The following is a 25,080-nucleotide window of genomic DNA, read 5'->3' as shown; positions in this document are numbered from 1 at the left end:
GTTTCAAGGTGTGCGGCACGCGAGGGCGCCGGGCGACAGCGCGGCAGGTCTCTGTCGGCCGGCGCCCGGCTGTCGGGCGTACGCGTGCGACGTAGGTGGGGTCAGCCGCGGACGCCGAAGTCGACGCGGTCGGCGAGACCGGCAGCAGCAAAGGCGGCGGCGAACTCGTCGCGGCCCTCGGTGAAATGGGCCCAGCTGTCGTAGTGGACGGGAACCACACGGCCGGCGCCGAGGATCTTCGCGGCCTCAGCGGCCTGGGCGCTGTCCAGGACGATTACCTCGCCGCCGAAGACTTCGGTGAAGCGGGGCGCTCCGGCGAAGAGGATGACCGTGCCGACGGGGGCGAAGCGTTCGGCGATCTCCTTGACCGCGTCGAGCGAGGCGTTGTCGCCGCTGACGTAGACGCTGGGCAGGCCCTCGCCGGTCAGGACGAAACCTATGACCTCGCCGGCGACCGGCTCGACCTCCTCGCGCGGGCCGGGGCCGTGGATGGCGGGCACGCCGGTCACGGTGACCGTGCCGGGCCCGCCGTCCCGGCGCTCGAGTTCGACCGACTGCCAGTCGGCGAGGCCGGTGGCCGCCTCGCCGAGACGCTCCCCGCCGCCGGGGGTGGTGAGCGTCAGCGGGACGTCGGCGAGCAGGGCGCGGCCTGAGGTGTCGAGGTTGTCGGCGTGCTCGTCGTGTGAGAGCAGGACCACGTCGACGCGGCCGAGATCGGCCGGGCTGCCGTCGGCCGCAGCCGTCTTGGTCAGCACGACGCCCGGTGCCGGGTAGTCGCCGGGGCCGTCGAAGGTCGGGTCGGTGAGAAAGCGCAGGCCACCGTACTCGAACAGGGCGGTCGGGCCGCCGAAGACACGGACGGGGAACGGAGCGGTCTGCAGGGTCGGGGAAGACACGAAGAAGGTTCCTCACGGATAGAGGGGGCGTTAACCGTGATTCGACTGTACGCACGCCTCACGGATAGACGCAACCCGTACCATGAGAAGCATGGAAGAGTTCGTGACGGAAGAAGCCGCCCTGCCATCGGCGCCGGGCGAGACGGAGCACCCCTCCCTCGCGCTGGCCAACAGCGCCGTCGCACTGCCCGGCGGGCACACGGCCGACCTGCTGTCCACCCCGGCACGGGCCGAGCAGTGGCTGGCGCGGCGCGATCTAGCTCCGGCGGACTCCGGCCTGGCGGAGGTCTGTGCGACTCAGCTGCGCTCGTTGCGCGAGCAGATCAGGTCGCTGCTGGCCTCCCGCGTCGCCGGACATTCCGCACTTCCCACGGCCGTCACAGCGATCAACGACGCGATGACCCGCGTCCCCACCGCGCCCCTGCTGCTGTGGGACGAGAAGACCGGGCCCTACCGGGCCACGCCCCACCCCACCACCGCGATTGTCGAGCACGCCCTCGCGGCCATCGCCGCCGACGCCGCCGACCTGCTCACCTCCCCCGACGCCGCCCGCTTGGCCGCCTGCGCCTCCCCGCCCTGCAACCGCTTCCTGCTCAGACACGGCCGCCGCCAGTGGTGCTCCACCCGCTGCGGCGACCGCGCCCGCGCCGCCCGCGCCTACGCCCGCCGCACCGCGACGGACTGACGACGCCACATCACCAGAACTCAGCAGGTCGCCGCACCAACCGGGAGAGCCACCGGCTCTCGATCTTCGTTTCTGGTGACAGAAAAAGCGCTGAATGAGGGCGTGTGACAAGTCGAATGCCTTGTCGGTGACAACCAGACTGCTTTGACGCCTCCACTTCGCCGGCTCACTCGGCTCCCAGGTGACAACTCCTGAGCTTCGGCTCACGCCCATCGACCGCGACAAGAGCCACCTGACCGCCGTGTACGAAGAGGCCGTGCGCCTGACCGACGTCCTGGAGGACCACCCGGGCACCAGCGACGTCACCGACGCCGGCACCGCGGCCGGGAGCACCTGGGTGCTCGACTTCCAGTCCGGCGCCGACGGCGAGGTCTTCCAGGACCCGAGCGGCGCTCCGGCCCCGGCCAGCGGTCCCGCCGCCGCCGTGCTGCGCACCGTCGTTGTCCCCGCGCTCCTGGCCCACCCCGCCTACCGGGCCGCCACCGCCGACGGCAACACCCTGACGGTCCACCTGGCCACCGGCCGCCGCTACACGCTGGCCCTCAGCCCCGCCGCCTGCCCCGGCTGGCACACCACGGGCCGGGCCCCGGCATCGCAACTGCCGGGGCCCGGCCCTCGTGCCGCCGCTCACCCCGTAGGAGGGATCTGTCCATGCCCGCATCCACGGCCTCCCGGCGCGCGTACCGTGAGGTGACGACCCGCCGGGAGGACCAGATGAGCGCGCAGCCCGACCACGCCCCCGTCACGCCGTACGCCCCCGCGCCCGGGGCGCCGGCCGAACTCCTCGCCCAGCTGCGTGCCGACGCGCGCGCCAACACCTGGGTGCCGGCTTTCGAGCGGGAGTGGGCGGCCGCCCTCGAGGAATCGCGGCGCACGTTCTCCCTGGCCGGGCTGTACACGGTCGTCCAGGAGTGGCAGGGCCGCCTCGCCTCCGCCCCGGCCGTCGACGCGTTCGTCGCCTCCGGCCACGACGACAGCGACTTCATCGACATGGCGGAGCTCCGCGGGCGGCGCCGGTGACCGCACGGCCGCCGTACGCGGTCCGCTTCTCCGCCCCGGCCGCGAAGGCCCTCGCCACCCTGCCCGAACACGTCGAAGACATGGTGTGGGACGTCCTGGACGCCGCCGCCGGCGACCCGTGGGGCTTCCGCCAGTGGAACGCCGACGACCCCGAGGGTGAGGACGTCCGCCACGCCTCCGTCGGCCAGCTCTCCCTCACCTACTGGGTGAACCGCCCCCTGCGCCGTCTGTCCGTCCTCACCGCCACCTGGCTCGGATAGCCACCCGTGCAGGCGCCCTGACCCCGGCATCGCAACTGCTGGGGTCAGGGCGTTTCCGATCGTAGCCACGGCCGTATCCACCGGTTGCCACCCGGGCAGCAACCGGTAGTCACCAACGGCCGCGGGGCCGTTCGGCACCGAGCTGGACCTCGCGCCGGCACTCCGGGCAGTCCGGCAGGCCCTCCACCCGGCGCGGCCTGTCGCCCTTCACCCAGTAGAACCCGCACAGCGCCGTGTTCGAGTAGGGGGACACCTGATCGTCCTCGGAGGCGTGCGAGCCGTAGCCCGGCACCATCCAGGTGAACGTCGCCTCCCCGTCGTACGGCGCGCCCTCCGGCCAGTCGTACACCGGCTCGGTCGTCGTGCAGCGCATCCGCAGATCAGGCCCCGTCCAGCGCTTGCCGTACCGGATCTGCGAGCTGGCATCGACCGCGTCCGCGAGACGCTCGAAGGACAGGTCGTAGTCCCTCATGTGATCCCACGAACCCGGCTTCTGCTCGCGCATCAGCGAGCGGAACATCAGCAGCAGCCGCGCCAGGTCGTGCTGGTCGACCCGGACCGTGTGCGTCTCCGGGTCGTAGCCGTACGTCGGGTCGTGGGCGGGCTTCTTCGGCATCGGTCCTCGTTCGCGTTGCTACGGCGGTCAGCCCACCGCAGGGCCTGCGGCGCGGCCGGATGCTCAACGACACGGGCCCGCCGGAGCCACGTCGACCGCCGCCGTCCGTGCGCCGGCCGAACCGCCGTGGGCCTCGCGGCTCAGGCTTGCGGCGGCGTCGCGCCGGTCAGCTCCCCGGAGAAGGCCCACCACTGCTCGATGGTCCACACGGCGACGCTGGAGCGGTCGGTGGACATCCGCAGCCACACCTCCTCGCCGCCGGGCATGAGCGCCACCTCCAGGTGCGCCTCGTCCCACGTGCCCACCGGGTGCATCCACTGGATGCCGTCGGGCCACGTCCGCATCGCCCGTGCGCACGCTCAGTGCCGCGACGAAGGCCTCCAAAATGGCTTTATTCACGATTTCCGGTTCTGGTCCGCTTCTTGTGGGTGTGGTGACGGGTTGTCATGAGGTAGGGGCGTGATGGTTTACCGCCGCGGTGACAGGCCCCGGTGTCCGAGGCCTTCGCGGTGGTCTCCCGGGGGGATGGGGAGCAGGGCTGGGCGCACCGGGCCCGCGTTTTGAGGGAGAGTGGGTGGTCGTTGTGGTCGCTGCGGCCCGGGCAGGGTGCCGGGGCCGCAGTGAGGGCGTGCGGCGACGGGTGTTACTGCTTGGCGGTGGGTTGCGTCTGCTGGTTGTAGATCTCCTGGCCCGCTGCGTTGTAGGCGTGGACGTAGGGGGCCGGGGAGGGGGAGTTCCCTTCGCGGCCGGAGATGGCCGCCGTGTAGACGAACGCGCCGTCTGCCATGAGGGCCGGGTACTGGGTCGGGTTGTCGCCGTAGCTGATGGTGATCTTGGCGACGTCGGGTGTGTAGTGTCCGGCGCCCAGTGAGAGGGTCTGTTCCCCGCCGGCCGGCTCGCTGAAGCTGTCGAAGAACTCGATCAGGTGGCCGGTGCCCCACAGGCGGTCGTTGATGAACGTCGGCGGGACGGACATGCTGGTGCCCTTGTGGCCCTTCGTCTCGCACTGCACGTACTGGTGGGCGGAGTTGACGGCGATGACCACGCCGTCCGTGTCCTGCGTGGCGAGGGGAGCGCGGACCGCGATCACCGCATGGTAGTTCGAGGCGTCCGGGCCCAGGCAGGAGGCCAAGATCCCAGCGACGGCCCCGGCACCGATCGGGGACGTCCTCGTGCTGGTAACAGTGAACCCGGCCGGGGGGCGGGGGGAAGCTGACACGGAGGAGGTGTCCGTGGGGGCTGCTCCGTGCCGTGGGCCGGGTGAGTGCAGCAAGGACGGGAGAGCCAGGCACAGGGCTGCCGCGGTGCAGGCCGCGGTCGCGCCCAGAGCGTGCCGGCGGTGGCGGCGCCGGTCGGCGCGTCGGCGGATCTCCGCGGCGGGCAGGGGCGGTGCCGGCATCTGCATGCCGAGCAGCCGCAGCCGGTCGCCCAGGGTGTCGTGGAGGGGGTCAGACATGGAGTCGTCCTTCCTCGCTGGTCGGGGGCTGGTCGCCGAGCCGGGCCGCCAGCGCGGTCCGCCCTCGGGCAAGGCGGCTCTTGACGGCACTGACGCTGGCGCCGGTCTCGGCCGCGACCTGCTCGATGGAAAGGTCGCACATGTGGTGCAGGACCATGGCGCTGCGCTGCGCCTCGGGCAGGTCGCGGAGCGCGATGACCAGCATCAAGTACTCCTCAGTGGGCGGCTCGACGGTGCGGGGTTCATGGTGGTGGCGTCCGGCCAGATGCAGACCCCGGGCCAGACGTCGCCAACGTGAGATGGCCAGCCGCCGGGCGGTGGTCCGGATCCAGGCTTCCGGGGCATCGTCGAGGTCGAACGTGCGCCTTCGGTCCCACGCGCGGATGAAGGCCTCCTGGACCACGTCCTGTGCTTCGGACCAGTTGCTGGTCATCGCGTAGAGCTGCCCGGTCAGGCGGGAGAAGGACGCTGCGTAGAACGCGTCGAACTCCTGTGGCGTCATCAACGACTTCTCTCCTGGTGCTGTCGATCGGCTCGCATCACAGGCGGTTCGCCGGGAAGCACTCCTCGATCACGGCGGTGGAGCCGTGCCTCCCGGGCGGAGCCTCGCGCCGCTCAAGCCTGTACGCACGAGCGCCGTCCCCAGGTCGCGCCCACGTCCTGTGACATGGGCCACGTGTCCGGGGTGCGACCGCATGGGCACCGAGGGGCGTACAGGGGTGCGGGCATCAACCGGACGCCCGCAGGAAAGGACACTGATTCATGCGTATCCGCCCGATCATGCTCATCGCGGCCACCGCCGCAGCCATCGCGACGGCAGGGGGAGTGGCCAGCGCTGTGACCGGCACCCCCCAGCCCACCGCCACGGCTCACGGCAAGCCGTCCGGTGCGCCCGCCGCCAAGGTTCACGGCACCGGCTCGGCCGGCGCCTCGGTGGTCTCTGGTGCCGGTGTCTCCGGGAACCGCGTGACCGCCACCCCGGCCGGGTTCACGGTTACCAGCACGAGGACGTCCCCGATCGGTGCCGGGGCCGTCGCTGGGATCTTGGCCTCCTGCCTGGGCCCGGACGCCTCGAACTACCATGCGGTGATCGCGGTCCGCGCTCCCCTCGCCACGCAGGACACGGACGGCGTGGTCATCGCCGTCAACTCCGCCCACCAGTACGTGCAGTGCGAGACGAAGGGCCACAAGGGCACCAGCATGTCCGTCCCGCCGACGTTCATCAACGACCGCCTGTGGGGCACCGGCCACCTGATCGAGTTCTTCGACAGCTTCAGCGAGCCGGCCGGCGGGGAACAGACCCTCTCACTGGGCGCCGGACACTACACACCCGACGTCGCCAAGATCACCATCAGCTACGGCGACAACCCGACGCAGTACCCGGCCCTCATGGCAGACGGCGCGTTCGTCTACACGGCGGCCATCTCCGGCCGCGAAGGGAACTCCCCCTCCCCGGCCCCCTACGTCCACGCCTACAACGCAGCGGGCCAGGAGATCTACAACCAGCAGACGCAACCCACCGCCAAGCAGTAACACCCGTCGCCGCACGCCCTCACTGCGGCCCCGGCACCCTGCCCGGGCCGCAGCGACCACAACGACCACCCACTCTCCCTCAAAACGCGGGCCCGGTGCGCCCAGCCCTGCTCCCCATCCCCCCGGGAGACCACTGCAAAGGCCTCGGGCACCAGGTCCTGTCGCCGCGGCGGTAAACCATCACGCCCCTACCTCGTGACAACCCGCCACCACACCCACAAGAAGTGGACCAGAACCGGAAATCGTGAACGTCCGGCGCGGGAGGTGCCTCCCGAACTGCTGTCGCAACGCTGCTCTCCGACGTGAACAGAGCCAGTCCAGCGTCCGCACCTCCGCTGGCTCCCGCTCGGTCCCCGCCACCAGGTCCCCTTCACGTCGTGCGGCGGGCCCGCGCCCGCCGTCGCGGATCAGCGTGACAGACCCGCGCTCGGTGTCACGCTGGGAGGCTGGCAGGCGCACAGGCCGTTTCCCCAGGTAGACGCGGTGAACTGTGAGCCTGTGAGCCTGTGAGACGGGGATTACGCTGGTGCTCCCGCACGCCCTGGTGGACCCCGCCGGCGCGGAGGACGATGGAGTCGTGTGCGAGCAGCACGAGGACCAGGAGCACGGCGCCGAACCGGCGCGGCCGCCGCTCACTGCGGCGCAGGCCCGGGAGATGACGGCCGGGCTCCGCGAGGCGATGGACGACGTCCGGCGCTCCGTGGCGATCCTCGCCTCCCGGCGCCGCCCGCGTCTGGCTCCCCCTCGGGCACGGCGGCTGGGAGTCGTACTGCGACGCGGAGTTCGGCATCAGCCGCGCCCAGGCGTACCGGCTCCTGGACGTCGCCCGCTCCCTCACCGCGATCCACGGCGCCGTCGCCGCCGGCACCGAGACGTCTCGCACGCGAGACAGCGACCCAGCCGCCGAGGCCGCGCTCGACTACGGCCTGCCCCAGCGCGCCCTGATCGCCGTCCAGCCGTGCGGACGTCGCCGCGGAGCTGATCACCCGCCGCCTTGCCACGCTCGCCCACAGCGGCCTCCAGGCCCTCGACACCGCCACGGTGCGCACGGTGGTCCGCCAGGCCGTCCGCGACGCCCCGCCACCGCCGCCCGCCGATCCGCCGGCGGACCCGGCCGTCGCCGCGCTGCGCGCGTCGTAGACGACCTCGTCGCCAGCACCCACGCGATCGGTGAGCTGATGCTCGAAGTCGCGCCGGCCTACCTCTCCGACATCGAGGCCGCCGACGTCCTGGCGCTGCTGTGCGACCAGATCGGCGAACCCCCCGAACACGGCCTCGTCGCCCGCCGCTACGCCATGTCCGGCGACCGCCGCGCCCTGCACGGCACCGTGCTGTAGACCTCCCATCCCGGCTGCTCTCCCTGTGAGGCACACAGCCCGTTTCCCCAGGCGGGCGCGGTGCCGGTGAGGGTGTGTGGGTATTGAGGCGCGGGCCTGCGGCCGTGAGTGTCCTCTGACAGGTGATCTTGACCGATTGCCAGGTGAAATTGACCGGCACCGGCCGAACGCCTGTCGGTACGGTCGGCTCATGGAAAACCTGCCCGAGAGCGCGGACCGTCACATTCTGGGCCATCGGATCGTCCTCGCGCTCAAGGCGATCATGGACGCCTCCGGCTGCACGCTCCAGGAGGCGATCGACATGTTCGAGGTGCGATACGAGCAACTCCGCCGCGACCGGCCGGACGACTTCCAGGTAAGCTGCGAGGAGTACGGACGGAACGTCTACACCTGATCTGAGGTCTTGCCGTCGGTCAGACTCGCTTGGCAATCGGTCAAGATCACCTGGCAGAGGGTACCGCTGCTCCTGGTCGTGCTGCCCGGTGGGCAGCAGCCGTAGTGACCGGGGTGCTGCTCATGGTCCTGGTGGTGGTCTTCGGGTTGCAGCAGGGTGGTGTCGTGGGTGCAGCGCAGCATTTGCATGGGCCAGGCGGCACACGGGTGCTGCGCGGGTAGCAGGCCGTCCCCGGCCGGGGAGTCGGACATACGGCCGCGGCGGGACGGCGGCGGGTTGGTGGGCGTCCGGCACGGCACAACGGCCGCTGTCCGGCGGGAGAGAACGGCTCGGAGCGGTTCGACAGCAAGCGGCGGGCCGGCGTCCCTCGCCCATTGCACGTCCGCACCGCCCGCTGCCGGGCCCTGCCGTGCCGCTGCCCGGACTGTGCCCGTCCCACTCCGCCTGGACTGGTCCTCCGATACGCCGCCGGTACGCCGGTCCTTCCCCGGCCGTTCCTGCCGCGGGCCGTCCCCCGCCGCCGGGTCGCCGTCCGTTCGCTGTCGGTCCGCCGTCTGCTGCCGGTCCCCGTCCGCCGTGCCACCGAAGCGCCGTCGTGCCGCCCGGCCTCCTACGCCGCGTGGCCTGCTGCAACCTTATCACCGCCAAGCCCGGTGAGCGGCGCGGGCCGGGACGGCGAAGGCACGGCGGAGCGGACCGGCAGCGGGCAACCGGCAGTGGTTCCTCCCTCGGGCACCCGGAGCGGACGCCGAACAGGATCGCAGCCTCGGACAGCAGGCGGGCGTGAAGAGCCAGCGGCGCGGCACGTGGAACGGCGGTGGCCGGGCGGATCGGTCGCGGTGGCCAGACTGCCGGCCCGGTCATGGCGCCGGCGAATCTCCCGGTTCTCCTCGCGCAGCCCGGTGACGCCCCCCCTCGATCTTCTCGAGGATCTTCAGGCGGCTGTGAACCAGCTCGCCGTGCATCGCGGTCAGCCCGACCGTCGGGTCGTCGAGACGCTTGACCCCCTGCTGCGCCGCCTCCAGTAGGTCCTCTATATCGGCGAGCTTCTTCATCGCCTCCTCGAACGAACTTTTCCACCCCACGTGACCCCCTGCCCTCGCCACGATGGCCGACCTCGGCGTCGACGCCGACCTCGCCCCGGCCGACTTCCTCACCGCGATGAACGGCTACAAGGCCCGTGACCCGGAGCTGGCGATCGTCGTCTCGGCGGTCAAGGCGACGGTGAAGGGCGGCCTGGGCAAGCTGCGCGAGCGGCCCGGGGCGAGGGCTGGCGGCCGGGCGAGCCGTGGCGGGCCCTGTCCCGGCCGACGTGGCGGCCGGACATCCGGGCGGCGGTCATCTCCCGCACCCGGATCAACCTGCACCGCAAGATCGTCAAGCACGCGGCGTTCACCGGGCAGTACCCCATCGCGGTCCTGTCCGACTGCGTCGTCTACGCCGCCACCGGACCCTCGCCGCTGGACTTCCTGCCCTACCGGGACGGCAAGCCGCGGCCCGGCGGCTTCAGGCTCGGCATCAACCCCGGTCTGGTCAAGCACGAGGGCACCCAGTCCGTGCTGTGGGGCGAGGAGGTCCGGGAGCGGTTCACCGCCCCGGAGCTCAATCTCGCCCGGTACATCAAGGACGGCACCGTCACCGACATCGACACCGGAGAGTAGGAGGAGGCCACGATGAGCCTGATCGGGGACGGCCTGGACGCCGCGGTGCAGAAGGCGTTCACCCGCCCGGCGCGCAGATGCGTTACCTGGTCAAACAGCTCAAGGGCACCAAGGCGGTCGCCCAGATGCTGCGGATCTCCCAGCGCACCGTCGAGCGGTACGTGAAGGACCAGATCAAAAAGCCCCGCCCCGACCTCGCCGCGCGCATAGAGCGCGAGGTGAAGAAGCGCTGGCAGCCCCAGATCCGGGCCAAGGCCCGGCAGAAAGTGGCCACCACCGGCGGCATCGTCATCGACACCCGCGCCCGCATGGGCTACACCGCGCCGATCGGGTCGACGGACGAAGACCGCGTCCGGCACCTGACCGTCGCTCTGCCCCCGCAGTACGCCGCCCGCCTCTTCGACGCCCAGGAGCAGGGTGCCGGCGACGCCCGTCTCCAGGAGATCGCCGCCGAAGCGCTCAGGGAGGTGTACTTCCAGGACGGCGGCCGCCGCGCCGGCAGCCTGGAGGAGGTGCGCTTCACGGACATCGAGCACCTCGAGTTCGAGCTGTAGCAACCGCGCCCCGAACAGCCCGCGAGTCCGGATGAGACTGAGCACTACAGCTGGGATGAGATCCGTCGGGCTATAAGCCTGCCGAGCTGCGGTGTCCGGCGAGTGCCCGGGCGGCCGGTGAGTCGGCGATCCGAACTAGTGCCGTCAAGATCGCCATCTGGGTGACCTGTCAGTAGCCACCCGAACGGGGGCGCTGCACTCGTAGTGAACCACCGGCGCGCTGTCCCCCGCGCGAGCTACACGCGGATGTCCACTGCGGGGTGACGCCCCTCGGGGTCCGAATTCGTAGGATTTTCAGGTTCGGCGGATGTTGACCGCGCTGATTGAGGGGGACGTTCATGAGAAGACCCGGGTGGCTGACCGCGCTCGTCTTAGCAGTGACGCTGATGGCGGCGGGGACGGCGAAACCGGCCGCGGCGGCGGGGGAGGCGTGTGCCACGGCTGGATCGAACTTCGCCACCCGGTCGATCGCGGAGAGCACGGCGGCGTTGCGGATGGGGTGCGCCCGCGACGCGGGAGCGCTGCGGTCGCTGGCGGGCAGTGACACCGACATGGTGGCCGCCATCGACTTCAACACCACGCAGCGGCCGGACGAGTGGCAGCGGCAGATGCGGCAGATGGTCGACACGGTGCGTGCCGACAAGGGCAAGGGGCTCACGCTCAGCGAGTCGTTCGATCTGCGGGCGCAGAAGAACAATGTGGGCTTCTACGAGCGGCGAAGCGGCGTCCAGTTCGACGGCAGCATCCAGGTGGCCGGCAACAGCCTCGTCATCGTCATACCCACGGGCGAGGTGAACGCTTCGGCGAACTGGTGGCAGAAGGCCATCGCCACCTCGGTCGGCATCGCGGTGGCGATCGCGTCCGGTGCGGTGTGCACCCTCTTCTTCGCCCCCGCCGCGCCCGTCGCCGGACCTATCTGCGGGGCCGTCGCCGGCGGACTGGGCGGGCTCGTCGGTGAACTGATGAACGCCTACTTCGACGGGCGGTCGCTGGGCGACGCGGACGTCTGGGCGGAGGCGCTCGCCGTGGCGGTGGTGTCCGCGGCGGGCGGGGCGTTCCTCGGGCAGATGACGAACTGGGCCGCGCAGGGGGCGAACTCGGTGGTCGAAGCGGTGCAGCAGACCATGCGGAACATCATCGACCGGCTCGGCTCGTGGTCGAACCCGTTGCCGCTCATCCAAGCCCTGTTCAACGCCGACTTCACGCGGGTTTTCACGGCGACCCTCGAACGGTTGAGCCAGGGCCTGCGACCCACCGCCTGGCCGTCGACGATCCGGGTGATGGTGGTCGGCGACTCGATCAGCCAGGGCCACGAGGGCGACTACACCTGGCGCTACCGGTTGTGGCAGTGGTTCCAGCAGAACAACGTCTCGGTCGACTTCGTGGGTCCCTACCACGGCACGTTCACCCCGGACCAGCCCTCCCCGCCGAAACCGCCGCCCTTCGTCGGTGAGAAGCCAGCGGACCAGGGCATCCGCGTCGACGGCGGTTACGCGGCCGGGGTCGCCTTCGACAGCGACCACTTCGCGCACTGGGGCAGGCAGGCCGCGCAGATCAAGGGCGACATCCGCCGGCAGGTCGAGACCTACCAGCCGGACCTCGTCCTGCTCGCGGCTGGCTTCAACGACATGGGCTGGTTCGTCAGCGACGAGAACGGCACCCTGGACAGCGTCGAGACCATCATCGACCAGGCCCGCGCGGCCCAGCCGGGGGTCGACTTCGCGGTGGCCACCGTGCCGCACCGGTCGAAGATCCGCGGCCGGGACGACCTGATCACCAAGACCGACAACTACAACCGGCTGCTCGCGAACGCGGCCCCCCGGTGGAGCAAGGCCATCTCCCAGGTGGAGGTCGTCAACTGGCAGAAAGGGTACTCGTGCGCCCCCGCCGCCTGCCCGGCCGCTTATGACGGCCTGCACCCCAACGCCTTCGGCGAGTACCAGCTCGCCATCGCCTTCGAGCAGACCCTGCACGACCAGTACGGCCTGGGCCGGGGTCCGATACCCTTCCCACCCGAGAACCTGCCGGTCCGGCCGACACCCGTGCCGACCGGTCTGAAGGCCGAGTCCACGCCGAAGGGCGTGACCGTCACCTGGGACCCGGTGTACGGGGCGTTCGGCTACGACGTGCGGTCGCGGATCGCCGGCCAGACGACCTGGAGCGAGGGCCGAGTCAACAGCAACCGGACCGACACCACCTGGACCGTCGACGGCATCCAGTGGGAGTACCAGGTGCGCACCGTCGGCGGTGACAACGTCAAGGGCCCCTGGTCCGGCACGGTCAGCGCGGTCGCCCACCCGCAGACGGCGCGGCCGCCGCGGATCGTCGCCAGCCGGCCCATCGGCCAGGACGGCATCGAGCTCGAAATCGCACCACCTGACTACCCCATCCCCATCGACCGGTACGAAGTGATCCTCTTCGACAGGGACACGCCCGACGCCTGGCTCACCGGCACCGGCTTCCGCGGCAACCGGGTGCAGATCTACGGGCTGAACCCGGGCCACCGCTACCTCGTCGCGGCGGCCACCTGGAACGCCGCCGGCGGCGGGCTGCCCGGACTGGCCCGGCCGGTGATGGTCGGCGGCGGCATCCCGGCCACCCCGACTGGCCTGCGGGTGACCACCGTCGATCCCACCACGGTGGAACTGAACTGGAACGGCGCGAACTCGGCGGCCGGCTACCGGCTGTGGATCTCCAACGCCAAGGACGGCGGCACCACCCCGCCGGAGGCCGACGAGAACATCATCGAGGACACCCACCACGGCGTCGCCTTCCTGTTCCCGGGCGTGTGGAACTTCGAGTTCTGCGTGACGGCCGTCAACGGCTCCTTCGAGTCCGACAAGTCCAACTGCGTAGTCCCGTCCCATCCCGCCGACAGCGCGCTGACCAGCCTCGGCGACAGCGCGCCGAACCTCTCACCGAGCGCTCACACCGCGTCGTCGGATGCGGTGGACATCGGTTCGCTCACCACCCTGAGGAACCCGGACGGCACGGGAAGTCCCGTCGCGGTCGGTGTCGGGGTCAACGGAGGTGATCGGTAACCCGGCCTCGGTGTCCCGTGGTGCTGCCGCGACGCGACAGCACCACGGGACACCGGTGGCGGATCAGCCGACGGCGAGGGCGAAGACGTGCATCGCCACGCTGCCCATCACCGAACTGCAGCCGAACATCATCAAGTGGTTCGACCGCGACGTGTGGACCCGCGCCGTCAACGACGCCGGTGACACCGTCGCCCGCCGCTGATCTGCCGCTCAGGTCTCTTCGAAGCCGCCGTCGAAGCCCTTGAGGACGGGGTCCAGTTCCGCGGCCGCGTCGCACAGCGAGCACAGCCGTACCCCCGGCTGCTCTGCTGCGTCCAAGGCCCGCTCCAGCGGCAGCACCGGCGTCCCGGCCGGCGCCTTGTCGCAGTCGACGGTGTGCACGACTCCGCCCCGGGCGGGACCGCGGCCGCCGGCCCTCGCCAGCACCCAGCCCGACGGACGGCTCGGCCCGAGTGCCTGGTCCACGAGCGACGGCTTCGGCAGGTACTCGGTGGGCACCTGGTCGTATGAGACGCCGTCCACGGGCCGCACATGGTCCGGAGCGCGCACCCAGACCCGGTACTCGGCAGGCTCCACCGAGTCCCCGGGGCCGTTGCGGTACGCCGGGAGTCCGACCTCGCACCTCCAGCCGTCGGGCGCCTGGCGTCGGGACCACAGGTGGGCGACGACCTCCTGGTCCCCGGGCAGCAGCACCCGGATGGGCACCGGCACCGGTTCGGGGGCGGAGGACGCCGTCATGTCACCACCGTACGGACGGACGCCGGGACTGTGACCACGCAGCTTTGTTGGAGGCTAGCGGCGCAGGTTGCCGCTGGTCGGACGGCTGTGTCGCTGTGTAGTTGGCAAAGGCGCAGCAGGATAGTTGGCAAGTCGTGGTCACGGAATGTGATCGGCTCGCCTTACCGGTGGCGGCTGATGCCAGAACGACGACGGGGCCGCCCGGGGGCTCCGGGCGGCCTGCCTGCAACTGTGCTCGGGCCGGGACGGCGGCGGTCACCGACTCGGTCTCGGACGCGCCGCGAGCGGCGAGGTAGCGCTCGGCCTCCAGGGCCGCGGCCGCGCTGGTTCCGGCGGCGGTGATGGCCTGGCGGTAGGTGTGGTCGACGACGTCGCCGGCCGCGAACACCCCAGGCAGGCTGGTACGCCGACGAGGCGGCGACCTTGATGTAGCCCCCGCTGTCCCGCTCGAGCTGGCCGGTGGACAACTCGGTGCGCGGGTCGTGGCCGATCGCGATGAACAGGCCCGTCACGGTCCTGCGCGAGGTCTTCACCGGCGCCACGCGCGACCTGGACTGCCGAACAGCAGGGGCCGCAACTGGGCGCGGGCGGTGTAGAGGGAGGCGGTGTATCCGGCGGGGCCGGAGCCGATGACGACGACGTCGCGTCTCTCGCTCACGCCGTCGCCTCCGGCTTGGCCGGGGCGATCTCGGCGATCAGGCCCTCCACCAGGGTCTTGATCTCGTCGCGGATCGGGCGGACCGCCTCGACGCCCTGGCCGGCCGGGTCGTCCAGCTTCCAGTCCAGGTAGCGCTTGCCGGGGAAGACGGGGCAGGTGTCGCCGCAGCCCATGGTGATGCACACGTCGGACTCCTTCACCGCGTCCACGGTGAGGATCTTCGGGGCCTCGGCGGAGATGTCGATGCCGACCTCGGCCATCGCGGCGACGGCGGCCGGGTTGACCTGCTCGCCCGGGTTGGAGCCGGCGGAGCGGACCTCGACGCGGTCCCCGGCCAGGTGGGTCAGCCAGGCGGCGGCCATCTGGGAACGGCCGGCGTTGTGGACGCAGACGAACAGGACGGACGGCTTCGTGCCGGGGCTCTCGGGCATGAGGGGCTCTCTCGTCTCGCGGCGGCTGGACGCCACCCATGACATCAGCATCCGCTGGTATCAGCGAATAGTGATGTGAGAGTATCAGTGCATGCTGACTTCAGTCGATGCTGATGTGATCCGGGCGCTGGGCGATCCGCTCCGGCTGCAGATCGTGACCCTGCTGGCTCGCGAGACGCTGTGCACCACGCACCTGGTGGAGGAGACCGGGGCCAGGCAGACCAACCTGTCCAACCACATGAAGGTGCTGCGCGAGGCCGGGCTGGTGGAGACCGAGCCGTGCGGCCGCTTCACCTACTACAAGCTCAAGCCCGACGTCCTGGCCGGCCTGTCCGAGCAGTTCGCCGAACTCGCCGCCTCCGCCCGCACCGCTGCCGAGAACAAGAGGGCCTGCCCGTGACCTCCACCGAGCCCACCACCGCCTCCGCTCCGGCCGGAGGCGGGGACGATTCGATCGTCAAGAAGCTCTCCGCCCTCGACCGCTACCTCGCGGTGTGGATCCTGCTCGCCATGGCCGTCGGCCTCGGGCTCGGCCGGCTCATCCCCGGTCTCGACGACGCCCTGGCGAAGGTGGAGATCGGCGGGATCTCCCTGCCGATCGCGCTCGGTCTGCTGATCATGATGTATCCGGTGCTGGCGAAGGTCCGCTACGACCGGCTCGACGCCGTCACCGGCGACCGGAAGCTGATGGCCTCCTCGCTGGTCATCAACTGGATCGTCGGCCCGGCGGTCATGTTCGCGCTCGCGTGGATCTTCCTGCCGGACCTGCCCGAGTACCGCACCGGCCTGATCATCGTCGGCCTGGCCCGGTGCATCGCCATGGTCATCATCTGGAACGACCTCGCCTGCGGCGACCGTGAGGCCGCAGCCGTCCTCGTCGCGCTGAATTCGGTGTTCCAGGTCCTCGCGTTCGGCCTGCTGGGCTGGTTCTACCTCGACCTGCTGCCCGGCTGGCTCGGCCTCGGCGACGGCGAGCACCTCGACATCTCCATGTGGAAGATCGCGCTGAACGTGGTCATCTTTCTCGGTATCCCGCTGCTAGCCGGCTTCCTCACCCGCCGCCTGGGCGAGAAGAAGCTCGGCCGCGCTGACTACGAGCAGCGGTTCCTGCCGAAGATCGGGCCGTGGGCGCTGTACGGGCTGCTGTTCACGATCGTCATCCTGTTCGCCCTCCAAGGGAAGACCATCACGTCGCAGCCGCTGGACGTCGCCCGGATCGCGTTGCCGCTGCTGGTCTACTTCGCGGTCATGTTCTTCGGCACCTTCCTGCTCGGCAAGAGCCTGGGCCTGGCCTACGACCGCACCGCGACCCTCGCCTTCACCGCGGCGGGCAACAACTTCGAGCTGGCCATCGCGGTCGCCATCGCCACCTTCGGCGTCACCTCCGGCCAGGCCCTGTCCGGCGTCGTCGGCCCGCTCATCGAAGTCCCGGTGCTGATCGGCCTGGTCTACGTCGCGCTCGCCTGGCGGGCCAAGTTCACCGCCGACGCGGTGACGACGGCCCCGTGACGCAGCAGACGGATGTGGTGGTGGTCGGCGGCGGTCAGGCGGGGCTCGCCGCCGGCTACCACCTGCGTCGCCAGGGCTTGGACTTCGTGATCCTGGACGCCGAGGCGGCGCCGGGCGGGTCCTGGCAGCACATGTGGGACTCACTGCACCTGTTCTCCCCGGCCGAGCACTCCTCGATGCCCGGCCGCCTCATGCCCGCCCAGCCCGGCGAGACGTATCCGGGCGCCGGGCACGTGGTCGCCTACCTCGCCGACTACGGGAAGCGCTACGACCTGCCCGTCCAGCACGGCACCCGTGTGAACGCCGTACGCCGCGACACAGACCGCTTCCTGGTCGAAGCCGACTCCGGCACCTGGCGGGCCCGTGCGGTCATCAGCGCCACCGGCAGTTGGTCCCGGCCGTTCCTGCCCGCAGTCCCCGGCCGATCCGTCTTCACCGGCCGGCAGCTGCACACGGTGAACTACCGCTGTCCGGCCGACTTCGCCGGTCAGCGCGTCATCGTGGTCGGCGGCGGGAACTCCGGCGCCCAGATCGCCGCCGACCTCGCTCTGGACGGCCATGTCGAGGTGACGTGGGTGACCCGGCGCCCACCGCGGTTCCTGGCCGACGACATCGACGGCCGTGCCCTGTTCGATGTCGCCACCGCCCGCCGCCGCGCCCTCGATGCCGGCCGCGACGACACCGGCGGGGTGGCCTCGCTCGGCGACATCGTGGCCGTGCCACCGGTGCGGGAGGCACGGGATGCGGGCCTGCTCAAGGCGTCACCCATGTTCGTCCGCATGGAACGGGACGGCGTGGTGTGGGCCAACGGCACCCGCGCCGAAGTGGACGCGATCATCTGGTGCACCGGCTTCCGCCCTGCCCTGTCCCACCTCGGCCCGCTCCAGCTCCGGGGCGCGAGCGGGCACATCGCGACCGAGGGCACTCGTGCGGTCGGCGAACCGCGGCTGCACCTGCTCGGCTACGGCGACTGGACCGGCCCGGCGTCCGCGACGCTGATCGGGGTGGGGCGCCCCGCGCGGGAGGCCGCCCGCGCGATCGCGGCGCTGTGCACGCAGAACTGACAGGGCGACCCCACGTGTTTCGTGACTTCCCCCAGTACCGCGTCGCGGCGTGATCGCTGCAGACTGCCCTCCATGACCTCACCCCTGGCCGACGATCCTCCCCGCCCTGTGAGCCGGGCTGGCTCCGTGCCCGTGGTGTTCAGCGCGGGCGCGGGCATCGGCGTCCTCGGCGGGATGATCGGCCTGGGCGGTGCGGAGTTCCGGCTCCCCCTGCTGATCAGCCTGTTCGGGTTCGCGGCACTGTCCGCGGTCATCCTGAACAAGGCGATGAGCCTGGTCGTGGTCGTGGTGGCGCTGCCCGCCCGGCTGGCCGCGGTGTCCGCCTCCCAGCTGGCCGGTCACTGGCCCGTCGCGGTCAACCTGCTGGCCGGGAGCCTGCTGGGCGCATGGGCCGGGGCGAGCTGGGCGGTACGGATGCGCAGCGCCACCTTGTACAAGGTGCTGGCGTCACTGATGGTGCTCATGGCCGCCGCTCTGCTGGCCACCCACCTCGCGACCGTGGGGACACTCGGGCTGCCGCTGTGGGCGCAAGTTTCCTGCGGAGTCGTGGCCGGCTTCGGCATCGGCGTGGTCGCCGCGATCATGGGCGTGGCCGGCGGCGAGCTGCTGATCCCGACGATCGTGCTGCTCTTCGGCCTGGACATCAAGACGGCCGGGAGCCTGTCCCTGCTGGTGTCGTTGCCGGCCATGCTGGTCGCCTTCGCCCGCTACAGCCGCGACGGCAGCTTCGCGGTCCTGGGCGCCAACCTTCGCTTCACCGCCGTGATGGCCGCGGGCTCGGTCGCCGGCGCGCTGCTGGGCGGACTGCTGGCCGGTGTCTTCTCCGACCTGGTGCTCGCGCCCGTACTGGCAGTGATCCTGCTCATTTCCTCAGTCAAGCTCGCGCGTCACGACTGAACCCCCGTGGAGCCGTCCGTCGCCCAGCGCTGAATCAATCGCTGACCGGGCTGCGGCGCTCGGCCAGGACAACGTCGCGCCAGCGGCCGTGCTTCCTGCCGATGCGCTCGCATGCCCAGCACACGAAACCGCACGCTCGTGCGGGCACGACTACTCGTCAGGCCGCGGCCGGCAGCGTCAGCAGCTTGCCCATCGCGGCGAGCACCGACGGCTCGACCCGGTAGTACACCCAGGTGCCGCGCCGCTCGGAGGTGAGCAGCCCGGCCTCCTTCAGCTTCTTCAGGTGGTGGGACACCGTGGGCTGGGAGACGCCGACATCGGAGATGTCGCACACGCACGCCTCTCCGCCCTCGTGCGAGGCCACGAGCGAGAACAGCCGCAGCCGAACCGGGTCACCGAGCGCCTTGAACATCCGCGCGGCGGTCTCGGCCTCCTCGGCGGTCATCGGGCGCTCGGTCAGCGGCGGGCAGCACGGCGCCACGCCCTGGTCGTCGGCGGGCTCGAGCAGCGGCAGCACCTTCGCATTCGACATACGTCTATGTTGACACACGTCGAACCAGTAGGGCGAGAGCCGTTCACCGGCGCGCGAGGTAGGTGGCCAGGCGCCGGGCCATCCGCTCTGCGTCCCGGCCGACTCCTCGCAGCGAGTTCGACGACAAGCTGCGCTGCCATTCCAGCCCGGCGAACGCCAGGCCCGGCATGTTGATGGCGAGGCCCTCGCGGTGCCGTGGGTTCCTCTCAGCATCGAGAGCGCCGTCGAGGCCGGTGAGGTAGGGCGGGTGGGGGCGGTAGCCGGTGGCGAGGACGATCGCGTCGACTTCGTCCCGCTGCCCGTCTGGCCAGACGGGCTTGGTTCCGTCGGTGCCGGTGAACAGCTTCCGCCGGTCGGGCTGTCCGGCGGCCAGGGCGGCCCGGTAGCGGCCGTCGTCGAGGACCGGCTGCGCCGGCGGGCGCGACAGGAGCCGGCCGAGGGGCGCGGTGTCCAGGCCGGTGCGGGCCGTCCAGAAGTGGAGATCGCGGCCAAGGATGCGCTGGGCTGCGAACTTCACCGGCCGACGGGTGGCGAGCGTGACCCGTGCCGTCTCGGCGAGCTCGGCGGCGATCTGCACCGCGGAGTTCCCGGCCCCGACCACGACCACCCGGCGGCCGGTGAACGGGGCCGGGCTGCGGTAGCCGGCGGCGTGCAGCACCTGGCCGGTGAACTCCTGAAGGCCCGGGAGTGCGGGCCGGTGCGGGTGTCCGAACGTCCCGGAGGCCGCCACGACGGCCCGCGCGGACAGCCGGCCGCCGCTCTCCGTTTCCACTGCGAAGACGTCGCCGGTGCGGCGGACCGCGCTGACGCGGCAGCCCGTGCGGATCTCGGCGTCCAGGCGGCCGACGTAGGCGGCGAGATAGGCGACGACCTCGTCGTGGTGCGGGCAGCGGTCGCGGTCGGCGCCGGGGAACGGCATCCCGGGCAGGGAGCTGTACCGGGCGGGTGAGAACAGCGTGAGGCTGTCGTAGTAGTGCGGCCACGACCCGGCCGCGCGGCCGGACGCCTCCAGCACCACCGGGCGCAGCCCGCGCCGCAGCAGTGCGTGGGCGGTGGCGAGGCCGGACTGGCCGCCGCCGATGACGGCGACGTCGATGCACGAGCAATCCCCCCTGATTTCGATGAATGTCTATGTTGACGCTCATCAATACAGGTGCCATGCTGAGCCGCGCAAGCCATCGACAGATGTCGAAACACGCAAGGAGTCGCCGTGAACGCGCCCGCCACCACCGAGCTGCCCGTCGTCGTGATCGGGGCCGGACCCGCCGGCCTGGCCGCCGCCGCCCACCTCATCGACCAGGGCATCGAACCCCTGGTCCTGGAGGCCGGGCCTACCGCCGGCACCGCAGTGCGCGAGTGGGCGCACGTGCGGCTGTTCTCCACCTGGGGCGAGGTGGTCGACCCCGCCGCCGAGAAGCTCCTCGCCCCCACCGGATGGACCCGCCCCAACCCGGCCACCTATCCCTCCGGCGGTGACTGGGCGGAGTTCTACCTGCAGCCGCTCGCCGACGTCCTGGGCGACCGTGTCCGCACCGGCGCGCGCGTCACCGGCGTCTCCCGGACGGGCCGGGACCGGATCGTGGACGCCGACCGCGAACAGCAGCCGTTCGTCGTGCACGTCGCCCATACCGACGGCCGTGAGGAGCGCGTCTTCGCCCGCGCCGTCATCGACGCCTCAGGCACCTGGGCCACGCCCAGCCCGGCCGGCGGCAGCGGGCTGCCCGCACTCGGCGAGAAGGCCGCCGCTGACCGGATCACCTACCGCGTCCCAAACCTGAAGGACCCCGCCGTCCGCGCCCGGTACGCGGGCAAGCGCACTGCCGTCATCGGCTCGGGCGCCTCCGCGTTCACCGCTCTCGCCTACCTCGCCGACCTCGCCAAGTCCGACGACGGCGCGGGAACCAAGGGCGTGTGGATCCTGCGCCGCGGCATCTCCGGCTCCACCTTCGGCGGCGGAGAAGCCGACCAGCTCCCCGCCCGCGGCGCCCTGGGCCTGGCGGCGAAGGCCGCCGTCGACGAGGGCCACGCGGACGCGGTCACCGGCTTCCGCACCGAAGCGATCGAGCGCGACAGCGACGGCCGCCTGGTCCTGGTCGGTGAGGACGGCCGCCGCCTGGACCCGGTCGACGAGGTGATCGTGCTGACCGGCTTCCGCCCCGACCTGTCCTTCCTCGACGAGCTGCGCCTGGGCCTCGACGAGCGCCTCCAGGCGCCCCTCGCGCTGGCGCCGCTGATCGACCCCAACCAGCACTCCTGCGGCACCGTCTACCCGCACGGCCACCGTGAGCTGTCCCACCCGGAGCAGGGCGTGTACCTGGTCGGGATGAAGTCCTACGGCCGCGCCCCGACGTTCCTGGCGATGACCGGCTACGAGCAGGTCCGCTCCGTCGCCGCCGCGATCACCGGCGACCTCGACGCGGCCGACCGTGTGGAACTCACCCTGCCCGAGACCGGAGTCTGCGGCGGCGCCGGCCTGTTGGACGCTCCCGACGCCGCTCAGGGCGACGGTGGTGGCTGCTGCGCACCCGCGCCGCAGCTCGTCCAGGTCGGCGTCCCCGCCGAGGTGGGTGCGCCTGCCGGGCAGGCGCCGGCGGGCGGCTGCTGCGGCTCGTGACCGACCTGGGCACCCCCGCGCGTGGGGGCGCGACCGGAGCAGGGGACCGGTCGCGGCCCCGCGCCGCCCTGCCCGCCCTCTGCGCCACGCAGATCGTGAGCTGGGGCATCGTCTACTACGCCTTTCCCGTCCTCAACCCCCAGATCGCCGCCGCGACCGGCTGGCCGGCCGGGGCGACCACCGCGGGGTTCTCCCTCGCGCTCGTCGTCTCCGCCCTCGCGGGGATCCGCGTCGGACGCATCCTCGACCGGCGCGGCCCTCGCGCCGTCATGACCATCGGCTCCGTGCTCGGCGTGGTCAGCCTGCTGATCGTGGCCGCGGCCCCTAACATCCTGGTCTTCATCGCCGGCTGGGCGCTGGCCGGACTCGCGATGGCCGCCACCTTCTACCAGCCCACGTTCGCCGCCCTCACCCGCTGGGGGACACCCGACCACGTGCGCGCCCTAACCATCGTCACCTCGCCGCCGTCACCATCCCCGCCCACGCCCTGGCCCTGCGCGCACCCTGGCCCGACGCCCCAACCAGCCCGGCACACAAGGCCGAAGGCGCTGAGGGCGTCGGGCGCAGCCGGCCGTTCCTGGTGCTCGCTGCCGCCTTCACCCTGTCCGGCTTCGCGATGTACGCCGTCGTCGCGCTCGTCCCTCGCTGCTCCTGTTGGAACGCGGGTACACGTCTAGCCAGGCCGCCTGGGCCCTCGGCATCGGCGGCGCCGGACAGACCCTCGGCCGCACCCTGTACGCCGCCCTCGCCCGCCGCACCACCCCAACAGCCCGCACAACGATCCTGACCGCGCTCGGCGGGCTGACCACCGCCGCCTTCGCCGCGGCCCCCGGCCCGTACGCCCTGCTCATCGCGGTGTCGGTCGTGACCGGCATGGTCCGCGGCAACCTCACCCTCCTCCAGGCCACCGCCATCACCGACCGCTGGGGCGCAATCCACTACGGCCGCCTCTCCGGACTCCTCGCAGCACCAGCGACCACCGCCGCAGCCCTCGCCCCGTTCACCGGCGCCGCCTTGGCCGTGCCGCTCGGCGGCTACGGACCGCTCTTTCGCATCCTGGCCGCCGTCTCCGTGGTCGCCGCGCTCATCGCACCGTGGACAGCCATCAGCGCTGTACGCCGCCGACCCCGCGACTCTGACGACAGCCGCGATCACTCCGCAGAGTAACCACGCAGCAACACCAGCAACGTTTGCCTAGAAGCGTGCTGATTTGCCAACTGAGCTGCGTGGTCACAGGACAGCGGCGCCCGGCGCGACCTGATGCAGGCCGCGCTGGACTGGGCGCGGCAGAGCCTGAAAGAGATGGGCGTCTTCGAGGCGGAGGATGGGCTGCGGTGGGCTGCGGCTCACGGCATTGTCGTGTCCGTGTGGCGCAACAGCCCGGTCGAGGACGCGCACGCCTCGCGGCCGACCAGTCGGCGCAAGGCGTTGCACGACGGGACGACGTTCGCCCGCAACACCTGGCTCACCCGGCAGGCGTTCGATGCCTTGGGCTCCGAGAGCCGGTTCCGTTTCTATGACCTGGAGGACCTGATCCGGGACCGGGACCTGGTCTGGCCGGGATGCGAGGGGACCTTGACGGACTTCGGCTGGGGATTCCTCGGAGACATCAAGAAGCACGTGAGACATCACATCGGCATGCTCGCCCACTTCGAGCGGCGACTACCGCCAGAGGACTTCCTCCTCTTCGCCGGCGCTCCTCGGATCGGAACCCATGTCGACCACTACGGCATGCCGAGATGGCCTGCCTGCGTGGAAGCGGCGATGAGCCGGCTGCACGGCGAGGACGAAGAGTCCTGGCGCACACGGCGCGACTTGATGACCCGGATCGGTCCCGCACCGGCTGGGATCACTGGGAGTCTTGAGGCAACGAGGGAACGGCTGTTGGATGCTCCGTGGGAACTGGGCGCCGACAACCTGGACTGGTTCGCCTGGAACCCGATCCTGCAACCCGCTTGTGCGACCCCCTAGTCGGGGCAGCGGACGGTGCCCGTAGAGGATGCTGTCCGGCCGGGAGTTCTGGTTCCATACGCCATCGGCAGAGCGGCGCGGCGAGCGGACCTGGACGCTGGTTGGTGTGCCGTCGGCGTAGGGGACAACGTCTCCCAGGGTTGGCGCACGAGGTGAGTGGCCGGACCGTCGGCGCGGTGCATCCAGTGTGACTCTCACCGGTTCCTGCAGCGATGGCCCCCGGCGTTCCTCGCATCTCTACAGGTGGCAAACTGAAGCAGTTCACGCGGCTCTGGGAAGAGTCGAATACCAGATCGGGGGGATCGCGCGAATGGAGCGTGACGGGTCTCAAGAACTGTGCCGACACTGCGGTGAGCCGATCACTCGTGTCAACGACCGGTGGAGCCATGGCCGTTACGGGATCGGAGGATGGGGGACGGTTGGTTGCAGCGCCTACAGCTACACAGCGCACGGCGAGTGGGACCGCCGCCTGACCAAGTCCGAGAAGGCGCAGCCGCGTACTCGCGGACAGCGTTTGGGGGATGAGGAGTTCCCCGCCTGGCCAGCACTCCAGGAGCAGCGGCGCGAGGCTGAGCGCAAGGAGCAGGAAGCTGCTGCGCTTGCCGCGACGCGTTTCTCGCCGGTACTGGCCAGGGCCGTGAAAGCTGCCGAAGAGATCATCGCGGATCCCGGCAGCGCCACATTCCGGGCCCTGGAGCGACGCCGGCAGGCGGTGTGCCTGGCCATGGAGCAGCAGGCGTGCCGCAGCATGGCTGCCCGCAGAAAGTCCACCGCCTCATATGGGTATTCCGTCGCCGAAGATGAGCTCAACCGACTCCTGCAGCTCACCCAGGAGCTCTTTCGCGCACTGCGTGCCGCGGAAGAGCTTCTCCCCCCTGCGGAGGCGGTCAAGGCAGCGAAGAGCCGCTACGCCGCGCGCATTGACCAGATCGCGACGGAACGCTACGGCTCCCTTCCCGCAAGTGGTGACGGCGCCTATGCGGAGCGCCATGCCCTGGACGCAGCCCGGCGCGCCGAGCGGTCGTAGCGGCGGGCGGTTCGGGTCGAACCACTCGCACATGTTGGTCCATTCTGCTGGGTTGAGTGATGTGGAGGTTGTGCAGGATTTGATTTCTGTTATTGCTGCCGCGCAGCAGCCGACCGGGAACTGGATCTGTAACACGTTGCGTCTGTTGCTGACGGACGAGCGTTTCGCGGTTAATGTCGCCGGTGG

The 25,080-nt window shown here is 71.1% G+C and carries 27 protein-coding genes and 5 pseudogenes; 20 read left to right on the top strand and 12 right to left on the bottom strand.

All coding sequences use genetic code 11. The features are described 5' to 3' along the window. Window positions 1–101: 101 nt before the first annotated feature. Window positions 102–896 carry an MBL fold metallo-hydrolase gene (locus ACZ4SV_RS32315; RefSeq protein ID WP_468008929.1) on the bottom strand — a complete coding sequence of 265 codons (795 nt, stop codon included), beginning with the start codon at window positions 894–896 and terminating at the stop codon, window positions 102–104. A gap of 91 nt (window positions 897–987) precedes the next feature. Between ACZ4SV_RS32315 and ACZ4SV_RS32310 the strand changes: the two genes are divergently transcribed. From ACZ4SV_RS32310 to ACZ4SV_RS32295, 4 genes are all read left to right on the top strand, one after another. Then, complete coding sequence (locus tag ACZ4SV_RS32310; RefSeq protein ID WP_468008925.1) at window positions 988–1,581, top strand: CGNR zinc finger domain-containing protein; 594 nt, start codon at window positions 988–990, stop codon at window positions 1,579–1,581. Window positions 1,582–1,762: 181 nt separating this feature from the next. Then, window positions 1,763–2,275 (top strand): hypothetical protein, encoded by a 513-nt coding sequence (locus ACZ4SV_RS32305; RefSeq protein WP_468008922.1) that lies wholly within the window; start codon window positions 1,763–1,765, stop codon window positions 2,273–2,275. Window positions 2,276–2,295: 20 nt separating this feature from the next. Next, entirely contained in the window at window positions 2,296–2,601 is a 306-nt protein-coding gene (locus tag ACZ4SV_RS32300) for a DUF6247 family protein (protein WP_468009301.1), read from the top strand. Further along, window positions 2,598–2,861, top strand: coding sequence for a hypothetical protein (locus tag ACZ4SV_RS32295; protein WP_468008918.1), 264 nt, complete (start codon window positions 2,598–2,600; stop codon window positions 2,859–2,861). Before ACZ4SV_RS32300 ends, ACZ4SV_RS32295 begins: the two co-directional genes overlap by 4 nt. A gap of 109 nt (window positions 2,862–2,970) precedes the next feature. Here ACZ4SV_RS32295 and ACZ4SV_RS32290 read toward each other — a convergent pair whose 3' ends face one another. From ACZ4SV_RS32290 to ACZ4SV_RS32275, 4 genes are all read right to left on the bottom strand, one after another. Beyond that, entirely contained in the window at window positions 2,971–3,477 is a 507-nt protein-coding gene (locus ACZ4SV_RS32290) for a hypothetical protein (protein WP_468008914.1), read from the bottom strand. 140 nt (window positions 3,478–3,617) lie between these two features. Next, complete coding sequence (locus ACZ4SV_RS32285) at window positions 3,618–3,821, bottom strand: hypothetical protein (RefSeq protein ID WP_468008910.1); 204 nt, start codon at window positions 3,819–3,821, stop codon at window positions 3,618–3,620. A gap of 299 nt (window positions 3,822–4,120) precedes the next feature. Next, window positions 4,121–4,933, bottom strand: a complete 813-nt coding sequence (locus ACZ4SV_RS32280) for a hypothetical protein (protein ID WP_468008904.1) — start codon at window positions 4,931–4,933, stop codon at window positions 4,121–4,123. Further along, a complete protein-coding gene (locus ACZ4SV_RS32275) occupies window positions 4,926–5,435 on the bottom strand; it encodes a SigE family RNA polymerase sigma factor (protein WP_468008900.1) in 510 nt (169 codons plus the stop codon). The genes ACZ4SV_RS32280 and ACZ4SV_RS32275 overlap by 8 nt, the downstream gene beginning before the upstream one ends. A gap of 260 nt (window positions 5,436–5,695) precedes the next feature. On the opposite strand from ACZ4SV_RS32275, the gene ACZ4SV_RS32270 reads away from it, so the two are divergent. The 3 genes from ACZ4SV_RS32270 to ACZ4SV_RS32260 all read left to right on the top strand — a co-directional run bounded on the left by ACZ4SV_RS32270 (window position 5,696) and on the right by ACZ4SV_RS32260 (window position 8,197). Then, on the top strand, window positions 5,696–6,466 hold the full coding sequence (locus tag ACZ4SV_RS32270) for a hypothetical protein (protein WP_468008896.1): 771 nt from the start codon (window positions 5,696–5,698) through the stop codon (window positions 6,464–6,466). A 1,178-nt stretch (window positions 6,467–7,644) separates the two neighbouring features. Continuing rightward, window positions 7,645–7,803, top strand: coding sequence for a hypothetical protein (locus ACZ4SV_RS32265; RefSeq protein WP_468008892.1), 159 nt, complete (start codon window positions 7,645–7,647; stop codon window positions 7,801–7,803). A gap of 190 nt (window positions 7,804–7,993) precedes the next feature. Beyond that, window positions 7,994–8,197: a hypothetical protein gene (locus ACZ4SV_RS32260; RefSeq protein WP_468008887.1), complete on the top strand. Its 204-nt coding sequence runs from the start codon at window positions 7,994–7,996 to the stop codon at window positions 8,195–8,197. An 860-nt stretch (window positions 8,198–9,057) separates the two neighbouring features. On the opposite strand, the gene ACZ4SV_RS32255 is transcribed toward ACZ4SV_RS32260, so the two are convergent. Beyond that, entirely contained in the window at window positions 9,058–9,252 is a 195-nt protein-coding gene (locus tag ACZ4SV_RS32255) for a hypothetical protein (protein ID WP_468008883.1), read from the bottom strand. Between the two features lie 43 nt (window positions 9,253–9,295). Here ACZ4SV_RS32255 and ACZ4SV_RS32250 point away from each other — a divergent pair. From ACZ4SV_RS32250 to ACZ4SV_RS32235, 4 genes and pseudogenes are all read left to right on the top strand, one after another. Then, window positions 9,296–9,858, top strand: a pseudogene (locus tag ACZ4SV_RS32250) (telomere-associated protein Tap); the annotation flags it as partial. Window positions 9,859–9,870: 12 nt separating this feature from the next. Beyond that, window positions 9,871–10,412 (top strand): annotated as a pseudogene (gene tpg, locus ACZ4SV_RS32245) (telomere-protecting terminal protein Tpg). Between the two features lie 338 nt (window positions 10,413–10,750). Further along, window positions 10,751–13,453 carry a GDSL-type esterase/lipase family protein gene (locus ACZ4SV_RS32240; protein ID WP_468008878.1) on the top strand — a complete coding sequence of 901 codons (2,703 nt, stop codon included), beginning with the start codon at window positions 10,751–10,753 and terminating at the stop codon, window positions 13,451–13,453. Between the two features lie 55 nt (window positions 13,454–13,508). Next, entirely contained in the window at window positions 13,509–13,655 is a 147-nt protein-coding gene (locus ACZ4SV_RS32235) for a hypothetical protein (RefSeq protein WP_468008873.1), read from the top strand. Window positions 13,656–13,663: 8 nt separating this feature from the next. Here the strand turns inward: ACZ4SV_RS32235 and ACZ4SV_RS32230 are convergent, their stop codons facing one another. From ACZ4SV_RS32230 to ACZ4SV_RS32215, 4 genes and pseudogenes are all read right to left on the bottom strand, one after another. Then, the gene (locus ACZ4SV_RS32230) at window positions 13,664–14,191 is read right to left on the bottom strand and encodes a DUF6233 domain-containing protein (RefSeq protein ID WP_468008869.1); all 528 of its coding nucleotides are present in this window, start codon (window positions 14,189–14,191) and stop codon (window positions 13,664–13,666) included. A 250-nt stretch (window positions 14,192–14,441) separates the two neighbouring features. Further along, window positions 14,442–14,721: pseudogene (locus ACZ4SV_RS32225) on the bottom strand (FAD-dependent oxidoreductase); the annotation flags it as partial. Beyond that, window positions 14,721–14,849: an FAD-dependent oxidoreductase gene (locus ACZ4SV_RS32220; protein ID WP_468008866.1), complete on the bottom strand. Its 129-nt coding sequence runs from the start codon at window positions 14,847–14,849 to the stop codon at window positions 14,721–14,723. The gene ACZ4SV_RS32220 and the pseudogene ACZ4SV_RS32225, both read right to left, overlap by 1 nt. After that, window positions 14,846–15,280, bottom strand: coding sequence for an arsenate reductase ArsC (locus tag ACZ4SV_RS32215; RefSeq protein ID WP_468008861.1), 435 nt, complete (start codon window positions 15,278–15,280; stop codon window positions 14,846–14,848). Before ACZ4SV_RS32215 ends, ACZ4SV_RS32220 begins: the two co-directional genes overlap by 4 nt. A gap of 91 nt (window positions 15,281–15,371) precedes the next feature. On the opposite strand from ACZ4SV_RS32215, the gene ACZ4SV_RS32210 reads away from it, so the two are divergent. From ACZ4SV_RS32210 to ACZ4SV_RS32195, 4 genes are all read left to right on the top strand, one after another. After that, the gene (locus ACZ4SV_RS32210; protein ID WP_468008857.1) at window positions 15,372–15,680 is read left to right on the top strand and encodes an ArsR/SmtB family transcription factor; all 309 of its coding nucleotides are present in this window, start codon (window positions 15,372–15,374) and stop codon (window positions 15,678–15,680) included. Further along, window positions 15,677–16,789 carry an ACR3 family arsenite efflux transporter gene (arsB, locus tag ACZ4SV_RS32205; RefSeq protein ID WP_468008853.1) on the top strand — a complete coding sequence of 371 codons (1,113 nt, stop codon included), beginning with the start codon at window positions 15,677–15,679 and terminating at the stop codon, window positions 16,787–16,789. The genes ACZ4SV_RS32210 and arsB overlap by 4 nt, the downstream gene beginning before the upstream one ends. Continuing rightward, the gene (locus ACZ4SV_RS32200) at window positions 16,786–17,853 is read left to right on the top strand and encodes an ArsO family NAD(P)H-dependent flavin-containing monooxygenase (protein ID WP_468008849.1); all 1,068 of its coding nucleotides are present in this window, start codon (window positions 16,786–16,788) and stop codon (window positions 17,851–17,853) included. Before arsB ends, ACZ4SV_RS32200 begins: the two co-directional genes overlap by 4 nt. A 72-nt stretch (window positions 17,854–17,925) precedes the next feature. Then, window positions 17,926–18,750: a sulfite exporter TauE/SafE family protein gene (locus tag ACZ4SV_RS32195; protein WP_468008845.1), complete on the top strand. Its 825-nt coding sequence runs from the start codon at window positions 17,926–17,928 to the stop codon at window positions 18,748–18,750. 157 nt (window positions 18,751–18,907) lie between these two features. Here the strand turns inward: ACZ4SV_RS32195 and ACZ4SV_RS32190 are convergent, their stop codons facing one another. Next, window positions 18,908–19,282: an ArsR/SmtB family transcription factor gene (locus ACZ4SV_RS32190; protein ID WP_468008840.1), complete on the bottom strand. Its 375-nt coding sequence runs from the start codon at window positions 19,280–19,282 to the stop codon at window positions 18,908–18,910. A 43-nt stretch (window positions 19,283–19,325) separates the two neighbouring features. Beyond that, on the bottom strand, window positions 19,326–20,378 hold the full coding sequence (locus ACZ4SV_RS32185; protein ID WP_468009299.1) for a flavin-containing monooxygenase: 1,053 nt from the start codon (window positions 20,376–20,378) through the stop codon (window positions 19,326–19,328). Between the two features lie 114 nt (window positions 20,379–20,492). On the opposite strand from ACZ4SV_RS32185, the gene ACZ4SV_RS32180 reads away from it, so the two are divergent. The 5 genes and pseudogenes from ACZ4SV_RS32180 to ACZ4SV_RS32160 all read left to right on the top strand — a co-directional run. Then, window positions 20,493–21,896: an NAD(P)-binding domain-containing protein gene (locus ACZ4SV_RS32180; RefSeq protein WP_468008836.1), complete on the top strand. Its 1,404-nt coding sequence runs from the start codon at window positions 20,493–20,495 to the stop codon at window positions 21,894–21,896. Continuing rightward, window positions 21,893–23,063 (top strand): annotated as a pseudogene (locus ACZ4SV_RS32175) (MFS transporter). The gene ACZ4SV_RS32180 and the pseudogene ACZ4SV_RS32175 overlap by 4 nt, the downstream one beginning before the upstream one ends. 93 nt (window positions 23,064–23,156) lie before the next feature. Next, on the top strand, window positions 23,157–23,867 hold the full coding sequence (locus ACZ4SV_RS32170; RefSeq protein ID WP_468008833.1) for a hypothetical protein: 711 nt from the start codon (window positions 23,157–23,159) through the stop codon (window positions 23,865–23,867). 310 nt (window positions 23,868–24,177) lie between these two features. Beyond that, window positions 24,178–24,894 (top strand): hypothetical protein, encoded by a 717-nt coding sequence (locus ACZ4SV_RS32165; RefSeq protein ID WP_468008829.1) that lies wholly within the window; start codon window positions 24,178–24,180, stop codon window positions 24,892–24,894. Between the two features lie 25 nt (window positions 24,895–24,919). After that, window positions 24,920–25,080: pseudogene (locus ACZ4SV_RS32160) on the top strand (cytochrome P450); the annotation flags it as partial.

Source organism: Streptomyces sp. NPDC027672, from assembly GCF_055566335.1.
Note: the sequence above shows the minus strand (reverse complement) of the source record. Positions and strands in the feature narration are given on the sequence as shown.